Origin of the sequence: Pseudomonas sp. B1-22 (assembly GCF_050474425.1) — a bacterium.
Lineage (GTDB): Bacteria > Pseudomonadota > Gammaproteobacteria > Pseudomonadales > Pseudomonadaceae > Pseudomonas.
Genome location: NZ_JBCHVH010000006.1, coordinates 67,470 through 81,169 on the forward strand (window position 1 = coordinate 67,470; position 13,700 = coordinate 81,169).

Here is a 13,700-nt window from a genome sequence, read left to right on the forward strand (position 1 = left end):
GGCATAATCGCCGCCCCGTCTCCGACCGGTCATAGAAACTTCATGTTCGATCTCTTCAGCGGACTCGATATCTGGGTAGGTGTCAGCCTGGTTCTGGCACTGGCGTTCGTACTCGCCTTCGAGTTCATCAACGGCTTCCACGACACCGCCAACGCGGTGGCCACGGTCATCTACACCAAGGCCATGTCGCCCTACCGCGCGGTGATCCTCTCCGGCATCTTCAACTTCCTCGGCGTATTGCTCGGTGGCGTCGGCGTCGCCTACGCGATCGTCCACCTGCTGCCGGTGGAGCTGCTGATCAACGTGAACACCAGCCATGGCCTGATCATGGTGTTCTCGCTGCTCGCCGCCGCCATCACCTGGAACCTCGGCACCTGGTACTTCGGCATTCCCGCCTCCAGCTCGCACACCCTGATCGGCTCGATCCTCGGCGTGGGCCTGGCCAACGCGCTGCTGACCGACGTACCGGTGGCCGACGGGATCAACTGGGGCAAGGCGATCGACATCGGCCTGTCGCTGATCTTCTCGCCGCTGGCCGGCTTCCTGGTCGCCGCCGCGCTGCTGCTCGGCCTGAAGTGGATGTATCCGCTGTCGAAGATGCACAAGACCCCGGAAACCCGCCGCGACGTCGACGAGAAGAAGCATCCGCCATTCTGGAACCGCCTGGTGCTGGTGGTCTCGGCCATGACCGTGAGCTTCGTGCACGGCTCCAACGACGGCCAGAAAGGTATCGGCCTGATCATGCTGGTGCTGATCGGCATCGTTCCGGCCCAGTTCGTCCTCGACCTGAACAGCACCACCTACCAGATCGAGCGTACCCGTGACGCCGCCACCCACCTGCAGCAGTTCTACCAGCGCCACTCCGATACCCTCGGCGAGATGCTGGCCCTGGGCAAGGCCAACGGCTCCGACATGCCGGACCGCTACCGCTGCGAGGCGAAGCAGACCGAGGCAACCCTCAACGGCCTGCTGGCTGACCTGCGTGGCGTTTCCAGCTACGCCGAACTGAGCAATGACGCCCGCGTTCAGGTACGCCGCTACCTGCTGTGCCTGGACGACACCGCGAAGAAGGTCGGCAAGCTGTCCGAGCTGCCGGCCCGCGAGAAGGCGGACCTGGAGAAGCTGCGCAAGGACCTGACCACCACCACCGAGTACGCGCCGTTCTGGGTGATCATCGCCGTGGCCCTGGCCCTGGGCATCGGCACCATGGTCGGCTGGAAGCGCGTGGTACTGACCGTCGGCGAGAAGATCGGCAAGCAGGGCATGACCTATGCCCAGGGCATCAGTGCCCAGCTCACCGCCACCGCCGCCATCGGCCTGGCCAACATCTACAGCCTGCCGGTCTCCACCACCCACGTGCTGTCCTCGGGCGTGGCCGGCACCATGGTGGCCAACCGCAGCGGCCTGCAAGGCAGCACGGTGCGCAACATTCTCATGGCCTGGGTGCTGACCCTGCCCGCCTCCATGGGCCTGGCCGCCGGTCTGTTCTGGCTCGCCTCGAAGCTTGTCTGAGCCAGCCCCGGCACTCGAAAGAACGCCTGCATCCGCAGGCGTTTTTTTATGCCTCCTTGTCGGCCGCCGGCCGCAGCGGCAAGCGCACCCTGAAGCGCGCTCCGCCCTTGTGGTTGTCGACCGACAGGCTGCCGCCCATGTTGCGGATCAGGTCATGACTGACCGATAGCCCAAGGCCGGTGCCCTTGCCGACCGGCTTGGTGGTGAAGAACGGCTCGAAGATCCGCTCCATCAGGGTCTCGTCGATGCCGCCGGCATTGTCCCGGACGTGCAGCTCGACCCAGCCGGCATCGGCGCAGGGCTCCTGGAACAGGCCGATCCAGCGAGCGCCCTCGCCCTCCCGCCCGAGCAGGGCATCGCGGGCGTTGGCCAGCAGGTTGATCAGCACCTGCTCCAACTGGTCGGCGAAACCGTATACCGTCACCCGTTGCGGCGGCGGCCGGCATTCGAGCAGGACACCTTGCTGCGTCAGGCTTTCGCCCAGGAGCTCCAGTGCACCTTCGCAGGCGGCGAAGGGATCGAACGGCGACATCTCCAGCTCGGACGTACGGCTGAACACGCCCATGTGGCCGACCACCCGGGACAGACGGTCGATCTGGGCGTCGGCCCGTTCGATCTTGTCCTTCAGGTAGTCGGCATCAGTCAGGCGCTGGCGTGCGTTGTACAGCGCCATGCGCATCACGTGCAGCGGCTGCTTCATCTCGTGGGTCATGCCGCTGACCATCTCGCCCAGGCTGGCCATCTTCGCGCCCTGCGCCAGCTGCTGCTGGGCACGGCGCACGGCGGTGTTGTCGCGGCCGACCGCCTGGACCTCCACCAGCCGTCCATCGGCGTCCAGCAAGGGGCGGTCCGTCCACACCAGCCACAGGTTGCGCTGGCCGGGCAGCGAGAAACGCAGCTCCCAGGAGTCGTCGCCGGCCGCCTGCGCGTCCCCCACCAGGCGAGCGCGCAAGGCGCTGCAGTCCTGGGCAGACACCCATTCGTCCAGGCGCCGCCCGAGCAGCGCCTCCACCGGCTCGCCCAGGACCTGGGCGAAGGTGTGGTTGACGAAGGTCAGGGTGAGATCCGGGGCGTAGCGGCAGATCAGTGCCGGCGAATCCTCCACCAGCACCCGGTAGCGTTCTTCGCTTTCGGCGATCTGCAGCGCCGCCAGGTGCTGCTCGGTGACGTCCAGCCAGAGGCCGACCGCCTCCTGCGGGATACCCTGGATATCGCGCAGCAGCTTCGCCTCGTCGTACAGCCAGTGCCATTCGCCGGCCGCGTCGCGAAGACGGTATTCGGTGCGCACGCGCCCCTCGCGCAGCAGATCGCGACCACGGGCGAGGAAGATTTCCAGATCTTCCGGGTGCACCCGTTCGGCCAGCGCCTGCCAGTTCTGTCCCTGCAGGTCGAGACCCAGCAGGTTGCCGGCGCTCTCGCTGTAGAACTCGGGAATCAGGTGGCCCTCTTCCACCCGCTGCACATAGATCACCACCGGCGCGCTATCGATCAGGTTGCGCAGCCGGGCGTGAGCCGCCAGGGCCTGCTCCTCCTGCTGCTTGCCCTCGCTGATGTCCAGCAGCACGCCGTCCATCATCCGGTCGCCCGCCCGGGCCTGCATCCGGCCTTGCAGGCGCAGCCAGCGGCGCGTCTGCGTGGAGCTCTGGCCGCGCAGGCGCAGGTCCTGCACCAGGCGTGCGCCGGGTTGCAGATTGCGCAGGCGCAGACGAAGCTCATCGGCATCGGCCGGATGCAGCATCGGCAGCAGATCGGCCAGGGCCAGCTCGCACTGCCCGGCACCGAGTCCGAGGCAGACCGCCACGGCCGGCGACAGCTCGAACACTTCGTCCTCCAGGCGCATCCGCCACCAGCCACCGCCGACCATGTCCTGCAGCAGACTCAGGCGCCGGCTGCTGTCGCGCAGGCTGTGCAGTTCAGAACGTTCATGCACCAGGTTGGCGAGGATTTCCGCGAGGTACTGCCAGTCGCTGGGCGTCGGCCCCAGGCCACGTCCACCGGGCTCCCCGGGTTCGGCCAGCAGTCCGGCCAGGCGCCCGCCACGGACCGGTGCCGGCACCAGGTAAAGGCAATTGCAGCAGAGCACTCGCAACAGCGCCGAGTGGCTCGCGCCGGATTCCAGCAGGCAGGCGCCGGTGGCCCCGCGCAGCTCGCCGTCGGGCAGGGTCAGGCCATCGCGCAGCAAACTGTCGAAGCCGGGTTGGACATGGCAGGCGAAGACCTTCAGCACGCTGTCGGCGGTCTCCAGCAGCAGCGCCATCGAGCGCATCTGGAAGGTACCGCAGAAGGACTCCAGCACCTCGCCCACCGCATCGCCCAGGCGCCGCTGCGAGCTGTGCCGCAGGCGCGCCAGCAGCAGCTTGCTGAGGTTCAGGCATTGCAGCTTGTGCTGCTGGCTGTCGGACTGCCAGTTCAGGTCGGAGATATCGGTGCCCAGCAACAGGCAGTGCTCGTCGGCCTGCAGCACCGCCTGGAAGCGGCACACCAACGGCATCTCCCCCGTGCTGCGCAGCGCTAGGTCGACCCGCTCCCCGCCACGCAACCCTGTCAGCGGCATGCTGCCGAGCACACGGCGCTCCAGGTAATCGCCCAGCGCCGGCAACTCAGCGCCGCCGGAAGGCATCAGTAGACGGTGCACCTGCCGGCCACCATGGGCCACCACCCGGTCGCGGCCGTCCAGTTCCAGCCAGATGTCCCAGTGCGCCGCGGCAGTCGGCGGCTCCATGGCCTCGGCCGACAACGCCGGACGCTGCCGCGCGGCCAGGGGACGGTTGGGTGCGGACGGTTCGGGTTCGTCGTCCTGTGCTCCGGTCAGCGAGCGGAAGAAATCGAACATCGCAGGCATTCCTCAGAACAGCAGGGTCGCCCTGCCACTGAGCACCGCTGGCAGCCTGGGGATGGTGCCGATAACCGGCAAGGTCAACAGCGGTACGATCGGCGAGGTGGCGTAGGGATAGCTGATGCAGACATTGACCCGCGTATAGGAGCGCTGGTTTATCACCTCATTGGGCATTGGCACCTGCAAGTAGGAGCCGTTGTAGCAGCCCTGGCGCCACGCCGCCGGCATCCAGATCAGGCGCTTGTTGACCTCCGTGGTCACGGTCTGGTTGACCAACGTCGCGTAGCCGGGGGCCTGCGGATTGACCGAAATGGCGATGCGCGCCCCGGACGCGGCGGCGTCATTGAAGGCCTGCAGCATCAAAAGTGGCACGCAGTAACCGAGCAAACCGTAGAGCACCGCAAAGAACAGCACGAAGACCGCCGCGAACTCGATCGCTACCGCGCCCTGCTGCCTTCGGAAACTGCCGATTCCTTTCATGTACGGCACTCCTCGAATAACTTCGATATCCGATAACTTGATTGACTGTTCAAGTTCCGACAATTGACCGACCGTTCAATTTATCGGCCCGCAAAAAGAATCCTGAAGAAAGTTATGGCGAACCACGGTACGTATTGATCAATACTAGATGCTGCTGGCGAAGAGACATTCCCGGCATAAGGTATTAATGCTTTGGTGCGAATAGGGAAGTTCCCGATGCTGGTCAAGTTGCTGTTACTGGGCGGGTTCGCGCTGGGCGCCTACCAGGACCTGACCCGCCTGCGCGTGAGCAATCTGCTGACGCTCGGCGGCGCGCTGCTCGCCGCCCTCTATCTGCTGGTCTGCGGCCATACGCTGACCGGCCACCCCCCGCAGGCCGCGTTGGCTGCAACCATCCTGGCAGTGCTGCTTAGCGTGCCGGGCTACCTGCTGGGCAAACTGGGCGCGGCCGACGTCAAGGCGCTGGTCGCCCTGGCCCTGGCCAGCAATCCGCAACTGCTGCTGTATGTGCTCGCCCTGGGCAGCCTGTTCAGCCTGATCCTGATGCTTGCCAGCAAACTTTTGATTGGCTCGAACCGGCTTCCACTTAATTGCCAAACGAAATTAGCAAGGCTGTTACCGTCAAGATCCAAAGCATTCCCTTTCATATTTTCCCTGTTCGCCGGACTTCTGGCGTATCTCGCACTATTCCATTGAACAAAATCTTCTAGTGGCGCCCCCCAGACTTAACGACTATATGCTATGGGTTAATACCAGCCGTCACCTGATGTAAAAGCCGCCTGCACAAATCCGGCAGGCGGACGATAAGAACAATGCGACATGCCTTTTCAAGGAGCGTGCAGTCATGGACAAACAGGCCAATCGTCGCGTCAGTGTGCTGGTCATCGACGATGAACCCCAGGTCACCGCCGAGCTTTCCGAGCTCCTGGAAAACAGCGGCTACCGCTGCGTGGTCAGCGACAGCAAGGACAGTGCCCTGCAGCAATTCCGTGAGGACAGCTCCATCGGCCTGGTGATCTGCGATCTCGGCCTCGGACGGGACAATGGCATTCGCGTGGTGGAAGCCCTCAAGGAGATCGCCGGCAACGGGCGCTTCTTCGAAACCATCATCCTCACCGGCCAGCAGGGCAGCCAGGAAGTGATCGAGGCGATGCGCGTCGGCGTCGCCGACTACTACCAGAAGCCGGTCGCGCCGCTGGACCTGCTCAAGGGCCTGGAGCGGCTGGAGGCGCGCCTGCACGAGCGCAACCGCAGCCAGCTCAGCCTGAGCCAGGTGAACCAGCGCCTGGAATACCTGGCCGAATCGCTCAACTCGATCTCGCGGGATATCCACAAGATCAAGTACGAGGTACACGGCGGCGGACAGCCCTCCAGCGTACTCAAGCAGGAGCCGGCGGAAGCGACGGAGCGCCTGTCGACCAATGTCGAGCAGATCGCGCCGGTGGTGAACAACCCGCTGTTCAACAAGCTCTCGCCCCGCCAGCAAGCGGTGGCGCGACTGGTCAGCAAGGGCCTGACCAACTACCAGATCGCCTACGACCTGGGCATTACCGAAAACACCGTGAAACTCTACGTGTCCCAGGTGCTGCGGCTGATGCACATGCACAACCGCACCCAGCTGGCCCTGGCGCTCTCCCCCAGCACGTCGCACAGCAACGCGGTGCACTGAGCCTGGCGGCGACCGTCAGATCAGCAACTCCGAGCCTCCGGTCTGGAGGTCGATCAGGCGTACGTCGAGAATCCCGGTCTGGATGCCGAGCAGTTGCAGCAGCGGATCGATGAGCGCGCTGCCCAGCTCGCCGACGATTTCGCTCAGCGCTCCGGTCAGCAGATTGCCAACCCCTTGCTCCGAGTTGATCAGCGTATCGGACACGCCATTGACCAGCTTTCCGATCGGGCACAGCAGCCAGCCCACCAGGGGCAGGTTACAGTTGTTCGGCATCAGCTTGACGGTGAGCTTGAGGTTCTTCGACAGATCGGCGAGACCTGCCGCCAGGGAGGCGCCCAGGGGACTCTCCACCCGCTTCACCGGGCTGGGCAGATCCGCCCGTGAGGCCACATCGAAGATCAGCAACTGCTCGCCACCGGCATCGATGGAGGTACCCTGGCTGCCATTGCTCAAGGCCACATCCAGCAGGTTTCCAGTCGCATTGCTTCCCAGCCCCGTCACCTTGGCGTCCAGCGCGAGAGTGGCGATACCGGGCTTGGCCTGGATGTCCACCTCCACCGGTTTCCCCACACCGCCGCATTGGATGCTCTCCAATGCCGCGGTGCCCTTGGCGATCTCTACCTTGAGATCGACATCCACGGTCACCAGCTTCAGGTCCAACAGATCGACGTGCACCTTCGCCTCCAGCCTCACCTGCGTCGAGGTCGCCTGGGTGCGCCAGCTGCCATCGCCGTTCCTGCCCGGATAGCCGAAGACGATCTGCGGCGGCGAGATCACCGTAAGGCTCAGCGTCTGGCTCGCCAACCCTGGAATAAACAGGGTCTGGGCCGGCACCGTCACGGCGTGGTTCTGGTTGGCCAACAGCGCGGTGGCCATCATCAGGTCGAACAGGTTCACGCCAGCGTCCAGCGCTGAGTCGCGCACGCTGCCGGGCGCCACCACGCTGAGAATCTGGCCGAGGGTGAGCTGCGCCGCCGGCACATTGATGCTGGCCAACGCCGTGTTCAACAGTGCAGTGTTCACCTGGGCCAGCTGCGAGGCGTCCGCTGCGCTGACCATCGCCTGCAGCAACTGCGCAGCGGTCACATTGGCGCCAAGCAGGCTGTCAACCTTGCCCGCTTCCAGGTTGACCCCGACCGCCTGGAGCTGCTGGCTGAGCGCACGCAGCGAGACGTTGGCGCCGGCGATCCCCTGGTAGGTCGTCACATCGAGGTTGAGAGAGGTGCCCAGCAGACTGCCCAGCAAGCCGTTGAGCAGCGCGGAGTTGCTGCTGTCCAGCGACAGCACCCCGCTGCCTGCCGAGAGCCCGGCCATCGCCGTGCGCCGCGCCACGGCCTGGGCACTCAGGGTAGTGGTGGTGGAGGCATCGGTGAACAGGCTGGCAAGGTTGAGAATCACGCTCGACGGGACGGTGTGGGTAGCCAGCACCCGCACAGAGTCAGCCAGGTTACCGCCGGGGACGAAGTTCCGGCGCGCGTCGTCAATACCATACGCCTTTACGAGTTGGATACTGCCCAGGGTAGCGACCAGCGAATCACCGCTGCCGGGCACGAAGCCGTTGCTGGCGGCACTGCTGGCGGCATAGGTCTGGATCTGCGCGGGTACCTGGCTGCCACACATACCGCTGCGGGTCGCGGTTTCCAATGCCGCACTGTCGACGACCCGCTGCAGCTTGCGCTGTTCCAGGTAGAGGCGCCCGGTATCCACCACCAGCGCCAGGCAGATCAGCGCCAGCAGCAGCGTGCCTGCCGCCATGATGCCAATCGCACCCCGTTGCCGTTCGCGCCCCATGTTCCGCTCCCGAAGAATCAATTCTTCCCGGTGCTGAAATCGTTGTTGTCGTCGAGGAGGTATTCGGGAATTTCGCGGGTGTAGCTCTTCAGGTAGCGCTGGTAGGCGCGGTCACGCTCGGCCGCCGTGGCGCTCTGCGGATAGGGCGTTGCTGCGCGTCCGCTGCGCTGCAGGTCCAGCCAGGTCTGCACCTCCTGCTGATCGCGTTCGCCGGTGCCGGGTTGTGCGGCGGGAGCCTCCAGCGCCTGGGCCAGCAAGGGCGCGGCCAGCAGCGCGCCGGCGAAGATCCATGTTTTCATCGTGCTCCTCCTCTCCCGCCTCAGCGGGCCTTGACCAGCAGCCCGGCATCCCGCGCCGCGGCAGAGGTGTGATCCTGTGCCACGGCATCAGCATTGGCGGTCGGGATGTGCAACTGCGCAACGGCCTCGACCGGGACAGGCGCGGGCTCTTGGCGGCTCAGGCTCTCCGCAGGCGCGGGCGAGGCGCTCGGCGTCCGCAACGCATCGGCGCGCTCGTGGGCTTCGTGTACCTCGTCGACGGACAGGCCGGTGCGCTGAATCAGCCCCTCCGCCTGGGTGTTCTCGCCTTCCAGGTACATCAGGCTGAGCAGGTTGGTGGCCGGCAGCTTGCCGCCTTCGCTGAGCTCCAGCGCGGTAATGAACTCGAAGCGTGCGCCGCTGCGGTCACCACGCTCCAGCAACACGACGCCCAGGTCGTTGCGAAAGTCGCTGTCGGTCGGCTGCAGGCGCGCCGCTTCGCGCAGTTCGCGCTCGGCCTCGATGCGGTTGCCGTTGCGCATGGCGATCAGCCCCAGCCCGTGGTGCGCTTCGCCGGCCTTGCAGGTGCCCAGCAACCGCTGGTACTCGGTGCGCGCCAGCGGGCTGCCGATGCGCCGCAGCGCCAGCGCCTTGCTTTCGCGCACCTCCAGCGAATCCTGCGGCAGGGTTTCCAGGTTGGCCAGGGCGGCGTGGGCGCGGCCCTGGTCGAGCATTTCCCGCGTCAGGTTGAGCTGCAGCTCCACCGGTTGCGCCAGACGCTCGCTGCATGCCTGGCCGACCGCGCTGTTGCCTAGTCCTGGCACGCCGAGATTGGCGCAGCCGCCAAGCGTCAGGCTCAGCAGGCCGACGACCATTGCGTTTCTCATCTTATGCCCCCCAATGCCTTGGTAATCGCGATGAACCCCGGCCCGGCGAGGATGATCAGCAGCGCCGGGAACAACAGCAGCATCATCACCAGGCTCATCTTCGCCGACAGCTTGCTGACCTTTTCCTGCATGCGGGTCAGCCGGCGGTCCTCGAACAGTTGCTTGAGCGTCTGCAGCGAGCTGCGCGCGCTGCCGCCCTGGCGCACCATCTGGCGCAATACGGTGCAGCAATCACTGAGCTCGCCCACGGACAGACGCTTGTTGAGCTGATCCAGTTCGTCGGCCAGGTCCAGGCCGCTGTCGATGTGCACAAGTACCGTCTCCAGCTCCTCGGCCAGCACCGGCACGATGTTCTGCCCTTCCTGGCGCACCACCCGCAGGCTTTGCTCCACCGTCAGGCCGGAGTCGAACAGGATGCGGATCAGCTGGATGAACACGATCACCTCCTCCGCCAGGCGCGCGCGGCGCTTGCCGGCGAAATGCGCCAGCACGCGCTTGGGCAGGAGGAATCCGACTCCGGCGGCGAAGGCCACTGGCAGCAGCGACGACTCGAACAACGGCTTGGGCGCCAGACTGTCGCCCAGCGCCAGCCCCGCCAGCAGCAGCGGACAGAGCAGCAGGGCCATGAGGTAGATGCTGCGCGGTGTGCTTCCGCCCCAACCGGCCTGCTCCAGCAGCAGGCGCACCTCGTCATCGCGCAGTTGCAGACGTCGCGCCAGCCCACTGCCGCCCACCCGTTCCAGCAAGCCGGCCAGACGCCGCCCGCCGCTGCGCGGCAGAGAGCCGCCGCCCAGGCGTTGCTCGATCAGGCGCTGCTCGCGTCCGGCGGCGCGGCTCTGCGAGAGCCCCAGCAGCACGGCGGCCAATACCAGGATCACCACCAGCAGCCCGTAGGTCATCGGCATCGTCGGCCTCCTAGACGCTCTTGAGCATACGCCAGAGCGCGTAGCACCCCAGCACCTGCAGCCCGAGGGAGGTCAGCAGCAGCCAGCGCCCGCTGCCGTCGAGCCACATGTTCATCAGGTACCCCGGGTTGGTGAACAGGATGTAGCCCCCCAGGCTGATCGGCAGGACCGCCAGGACCAAGGCGCTGAGCCGGGTCTCGCCGGTCATTGCGCGCAGCTGGCGGCTGAGCTTCTCCCGCTCGTGGATGACCTTGATGATGTTCTCCAGCAGGTCGGTGGTGTTGCCGCCGTAGCGATGGTTCACCGCCACGCCGAGGGAGAACACGTGAAGTTCCTCCACGTCATACAGCTCCGCCACTTCCTGCAGGGCGTCCGGCAGGCTGATGCCGAGCTGCACATGGCTGTTCGCCTGACCGAGAATCTCCCGCAACGGATTGTCCGAGGCGGTCACCGCCTGGGCGATGGAGTCGCCCAGGGTGCGTCCGGAATGCAGGCTGCGAACCACCTGGTCGAGGAAGTTGGGCATCTGCCGGATCATTCGTTGCAGGCGCCGCTGGTAGAGCACATTGAGCAGGACATGTCCCCCGGCCAGCGCCAAGACCAGGGTTGCCACGGCGCCCAGCACGCCGCCCGCGCGGGCGCCGAGCAGCCCCATCGCCAGTGCCGCCGCGCCGAAGCACAGCAGCCAGCGGCGCATGTCGGTGACACCCGCGCGGCGCATGCGGCGGGCCAGCCAGTGGCTGCTGCGGCCACGTGCCGCCTCGGCCGGCAGCGCATCACCGCCACTCAGGCGTTGCAGCACCTGCTCGTTGTGCCGGGTGCGCCAGGCCGAAATGCCGGTCAGTACGCCGAAGAGACCCAGCACCAGGCTGACCGCGGCCAGCAGCAGCGGGCCGCTCATATCACCGCCTGGCGGAATTTCAGCCCGCCCGGCTGGGCAGTGCGGACGAACTGCCCGCTGCCACGGCGGTCGAGCTTGAACAGGGAGTTGGTGACATACACCCCGTCACGCACTTCCAGCACTTCGATGATCTCGCTGATGCAGCGCCGGCCGCTGGCCAGGCGGGTAATCTGCACGACGATATCCAGCGCCGAGCAGAGCATCTGCCGCAAGGTCTGCTCCGGCACCCGCTGGCCGGTAAGGCCGACCAGCATCTCCAGGCGCAGCAGCGAGTCCATGGCGGAGTTGGCGTGCACGGTGCTCATCGAGCCATCGTGGCCGGTGTTCATCGCCTGCAGTACGTCGAGCACCTCTACCCCACGGATCTCGCCGAGGATGATGCGGTCCGGGCGCATCCGCAGGGCGTTGCGGATCAGCTCGCGGGCGGTCACCTCGCCGAAGCCTTCGGCGTTCGGCGGCCGGGTTTCCAGGCGCACCACGTGGTTGTGGCCCAGCTGCAGCTCGGCGGTGTCCTCGATGGTGACGATGCGCTCGCTCTCGTCGATGAAGCTGCTCATCACGTTGAGCAGCGTGGTCTTGCCGGTGCCGGTGCCGCCGCTGATGAGGATGTTGCAGCGGCTTTCCACCGCCTCGCGCAGGAACGCCAGCATCGGTTCGTCGACGCTCTGGTAACCCAGCAGGTCGGCGCTCTTGAGCAGTTCCTTGCTGAATTTGCGGATCGACAGGCAGGGCCCGTCCAGCGCCACCGGCGGAATGATCGCGTTGACCCGGCTGCCGTCCGGCAGGCGCGCATCGACCATCGGGCTGGACTCGTCCAGGCGCCGGCCCAGCGGCGCGAGGATGCGCTGGATCACGCGCTGCACGTGATGGTCATCGATGAAACGCAGGTCGCTCTGGTAGAGCCGCCCCTCATGTTCGACGAACACCCGGTCGGGACCATTGACCAGGATTTCCGAGATGCCCGGGTCACGCAGCAGGATTTCCAGCGGGCCGAAACCGGTCAGCTCGTCCACCACCTCTTCGGCGAGGCGGTCGAGCTCGTAACGGGAAATCGCCAGCTGGCGGCGCGCGGCGTATTCGCAGACCTTCTCCGAGACGTACTGGGCCACTGCCGGACGCGCGCCCTCCAGCAGGTTCATGCCGTCTTCGTCGATCTCGTCGATGATGTAGCGGTGCAGGCGCATCTTCAGCGCCTGCATGTCCTGGTCGTGCTGGCCGAGGAAGCCGTTTCCGCTGCCGTAACTCATGAGCGCACCGCCTTCGGCCACCCCAGCCAGGCGAAGCGCCGTGGCCGTTCGCCGACGTTCGCCCCGAGGTTGTCCGCCAGGTCGCGCAGCTTGACCGTCAGCGGGTCGCGCGGCGACAGGTCGAACAGGCTCTGGCCGATGTTCTTCGCCCGCAGGCGTGCCTCGGGCGATGCCGGCAATACGCCGAACAGTTCCAGGCCGAACATCTTGCCCAATGCGGCCGAATCCGGCGGCACCGATGGCCAGTAGCGTTCGATCAGCAGCTCGATTCGCGGCAGCGTGGGGCTACGCTCGCGCAGCCGGCGCAGGCGCTCCAGGCCCTTCTTGCAGGACGGCACGCTCTGGTCCACCAGCCACAGGACGCGGTTGGCCTGTGCCAGCAACTGGCCGCTGAGCTCGCCCTCGGCGACGCCGGTGAGGTTGATCAGCACATGGCTGAACGCACTGCGCAGGTTGCCCAGCAACAGGTAGATTTCAGCGGTGGTGACCCGCTCCAGGATGCCGGGCTCGTCCGACAGGCTGAGGATGCGCAACCCGGACTCGTGGCGGGTGAAAGCGCTGTCGATCAGGGTCTGGTCGAGGCGGCGCAGGTTGCGCATGGCATCGGCGAAACTGAAGGCCGACTCCATGCCGAGAATCGCCAGCGCCTCACCGGAGGGCTGGCCGATATCCACCAGCAGTACCCGGTTGTCGGCCTGGCGTTGCAGCGCCAGCGCCAGGTGCAGCGCCACGAAGGCGCCATCGGCGTCCGGCCGGGCACTCACCAGGCTCACCAGTTCGCCCTGTCGCGCGGCGCTCACCGGCACGCTGGGCAGGCGCCCGCCAAGGCGCCGGATCAGGCCGTTCAGCTCACTGGCGCGGGCACCGTAGGTGACGAAGTCGCGGGCGCCGGCGCGCATCGCCGCCAGTACCAGCTGGTTGTCCAGGCCATCGCCCACGGCCACCACCGACAGCAGTGGCCGCGCCGACACCAGCCCCTCGATCAGCGAGCTCTGCGCCACCACGTTGGCCTTGTTCAGGCTGGTGAACAGGACATGGGCCCCGGTGACGTCGAGCAGCGACAGCAGCTCTTCCAGGGTTCCACTGTTGGCCACCACCACCTGCCCGCAGTTGGCCAGGCTGTTCTGCAGCCACTCCTGCTCGCCGGGATGCTGAACCAGCGCGACGAATGTCTGACTCATGCTGCCGCCCCCTTCCCGTTCCCTGCGGCCCGCT

At 66.2% G+C, this 13,700-nt stretch carries 12 protein-coding genes; 3 read left to right on the forward strand and 9 right to left on the reverse strand.

Annotated features, from left to right (window positions below; all coding sequences use genetic code 11):
* Positions 1-42 precede the first annotated feature (42 nt).
* The gene (locus ACQ5BL_RS22310; protein ID WP_243805469.1) at positions 43-1,512 is read left to right on the forward strand and encodes an inorganic phosphate transporter; all 1,470 of its coding nucleotides are present in this window, start codon (positions 43-45) and stop codon (positions 1,510-1,512) included.
* A 46-nt stretch (positions 1,513-1,558) separates the two neighbouring features.
* Here ACQ5BL_RS22310 and ACQ5BL_RS22315 read toward each other — a convergent pair whose 3' ends face one another.
* Both ACQ5BL_RS22315 and ACQ5BL_RS22320 read right to left on the reverse strand, forming a co-directional pair.
* Positions 1,559-4,345, reverse strand: coding sequence for a PAS domain-containing sensor histidine kinase (locus ACQ5BL_RS22315; RefSeq protein ID WP_243805467.1), 2,787 nt, complete (start codon positions 4,343-4,345; stop codon positions 1,559-1,561).
* Between the two features lie 12 nt (positions 4,346-4,357).
* Positions 4,358-4,828, reverse strand: a complete 471-nt coding sequence (locus ACQ5BL_RS22320) for a TadE/TadG family type IV pilus assembly protein (RefSeq protein WP_243805465.1) — start codon at positions 4,826-4,828, stop codon at positions 4,358-4,360.
* 216 nt (positions 4,829-5,044) lie between these two features.
* On the opposite strand from ACQ5BL_RS22320, the gene ACQ5BL_RS22325 reads away from it, so the two are divergent.
* Positions 5,045-5,524: a prepilin peptidase gene (locus ACQ5BL_RS22325; RefSeq protein WP_243805463.1), complete on the forward strand. Its 480-nt coding sequence runs from the start codon at positions 5,045-5,047 to the stop codon at positions 5,522-5,524.
* 148 nt (positions 5,525-5,672) lie between these two features.
* Positions 5,673-6,497, forward strand: a complete 825-nt coding sequence (locus ACQ5BL_RS22330) for a response regulator transcription factor (RefSeq protein WP_243805461.1) — start codon at positions 5,673-5,675, stop codon at positions 6,495-6,497.
* Positions 6,498-6,512: 15 nt separating this feature from the next.
* On the opposite strand, the gene ACQ5BL_RS22335 is transcribed toward ACQ5BL_RS22330, so the two are convergent.
* The 7 genes from ACQ5BL_RS22335 to tadZ are packed head-to-tail and all read right to left on the reverse strand — an operon-like array spanning position 6,513 to position 13,666.
* Positions 6,513-8,288 carry a pilus assembly protein TadG-related protein gene (locus ACQ5BL_RS22335; RefSeq protein WP_430293273.1) on the reverse strand — a complete coding sequence of 592 codons (1,776 nt, stop codon included), beginning with the start codon at positions 8,286-8,288 and terminating at the stop codon, positions 6,513-6,515.
* 17 nt (positions 8,289-8,305) lie between these two features.
* On the reverse strand, positions 8,306-8,587 hold the full coding sequence (locus ACQ5BL_RS22340; protein ID WP_243805456.1) for a DUF3613 domain-containing protein: 282 nt from the start codon (positions 8,585-8,587) through the stop codon (positions 8,306-8,308).
* Between the two features lie 20 nt (positions 8,588-8,607).
* Positions 8,608-9,432, reverse strand: a complete 825-nt coding sequence (locus ACQ5BL_RS22345) for a hypothetical protein (RefSeq protein WP_243805454.1) — start codon at positions 9,430-9,432, stop codon at positions 8,608-8,610.
* Positions 9,429-10,337 (reverse strand): type II secretion system F family protein, encoded by a 909-nt coding sequence (locus ACQ5BL_RS22350; protein WP_243805452.1) that lies wholly within the window; start codon positions 10,335-10,337, stop codon positions 9,429-9,431. Before ACQ5BL_RS22350 ends, ACQ5BL_RS22345 begins: the two co-directional genes overlap by 4 nt.
* Positions 10,338-10,347: 10 nt before the next feature.
* Positions 10,348-11,238, reverse strand: coding sequence for a type II secretion system F family protein (locus ACQ5BL_RS22355; RefSeq protein ID WP_243805450.1), 891 nt, complete (start codon positions 11,236-11,238; stop codon positions 10,348-10,350).
* Positions 11,235-12,485 (reverse strand): type 4b pilus Flp biogenesis ATPase TadA, encoded by a 1,251-nt coding sequence (gene tadA / locus ACQ5BL_RS22360; RefSeq protein ID WP_243805447.1) that lies wholly within the window; start codon positions 12,483-12,485, stop codon positions 11,235-11,237. Before tadA ends, ACQ5BL_RS22355 begins: the two co-directional genes overlap by 4 nt.
* Positions 12,482-13,666, reverse strand: coding sequence for a type 4b pilus Flp biogenesis protein TadZ (tadZ, locus tag ACQ5BL_RS22365; RefSeq protein WP_207883896.1), 1,185 nt, complete (start codon positions 13,664-13,666; stop codon positions 12,482-12,484). The genes tadA and tadZ overlap by 4 nt, the downstream gene beginning before the upstream one ends.
* Positions 13,667-13,700 lie beyond the last annotated feature (34 nt).

What these genes read in the sequence shown, in the direction of transcription:
- ACQ5BL_RS22310 (WP_243805469.1), top strand. Translation starts at nt 43, where the DNA reads ATGTTCGATCTCTTCAGCGGACTCGATATCTGGGTAGGTGTCAGCCTG.
- ACQ5BL_RS22315 (WP_243805467.1), bottom strand. Translation starts at nt 4,345, where the DNA reads ATGTTCGATTTCTTCCGCTCGCTGACCGGAGCACAGGACGACGAACCC.
- ACQ5BL_RS22320 (WP_243805465.1), bottom strand. Translation starts at nt 4,828, where the DNA reads ATGAAAGGAATCGGCAGTTTCCGAAGGCAGCAGGGCGCGGTAGCGATC.
- ACQ5BL_RS22325 (WP_243805463.1), top strand. Translation starts at nt 5,045, where the DNA reads ATGCTGGTCAAGTTGCTGTTACTGGGCGGGTTCGCGCTGGGCGCCTAC.
- ACQ5BL_RS22330 (WP_243805461.1), top strand. Translation starts at nt 5,673, where the DNA reads ATGGACAAACAGGCCAATCGTCGCGTCAGTGTGCTGGTCATCGACGAT.
- ACQ5BL_RS22335 (WP_430293273.1), bottom strand. Translation starts at nt 8,288, where the DNA reads ATGGGGCGCGAACGGCAACGGGGTGCGATTGGCATCATGGCGGCAGGC.
- ACQ5BL_RS22340 (WP_243805456.1), bottom strand. Translation starts at nt 8,587, where the DNA reads ATGAAAACATGGATCTTCGCCGGCGCGCTGCTGGCCGCGCCCTTGCTG.
- ACQ5BL_RS22345 (WP_243805454.1), bottom strand. Translation starts at nt 9,432, where the DNA reads ATGAGAAACGCAATGGTCGTCGGCCTGCTGAGCCTGACGCTTGGCGGC.
- ACQ5BL_RS22350 (WP_243805452.1), bottom strand. Translation starts at nt 10,337, where the DNA reads ATGCCGATGACCTACGGGCTGCTGGTGGTGATCCTGGTATTGGCCGCC.
- ACQ5BL_RS22355 (WP_243805450.1), bottom strand. Translation starts at nt 11,238, where the DNA reads ATGAGCGGCCCGCTGCTGCTGGCCGCGGTCAGCCTGGTGCTGGGTCTC.
- tadA (WP_243805447.1), bottom strand. Translation starts at nt 12,485, where the DNA reads ATGAGTTACGGCAGCGGAAACGGCTTCCTCGGCCAGCACGACCAGGAC.
- tadZ (WP_207883896.1), bottom strand. Translation starts at nt 13,666, where the DNA reads ATGAGTCAGACATTCGTCGCGCTGGTTCAGCATCCCGGCGAGCAGGAG.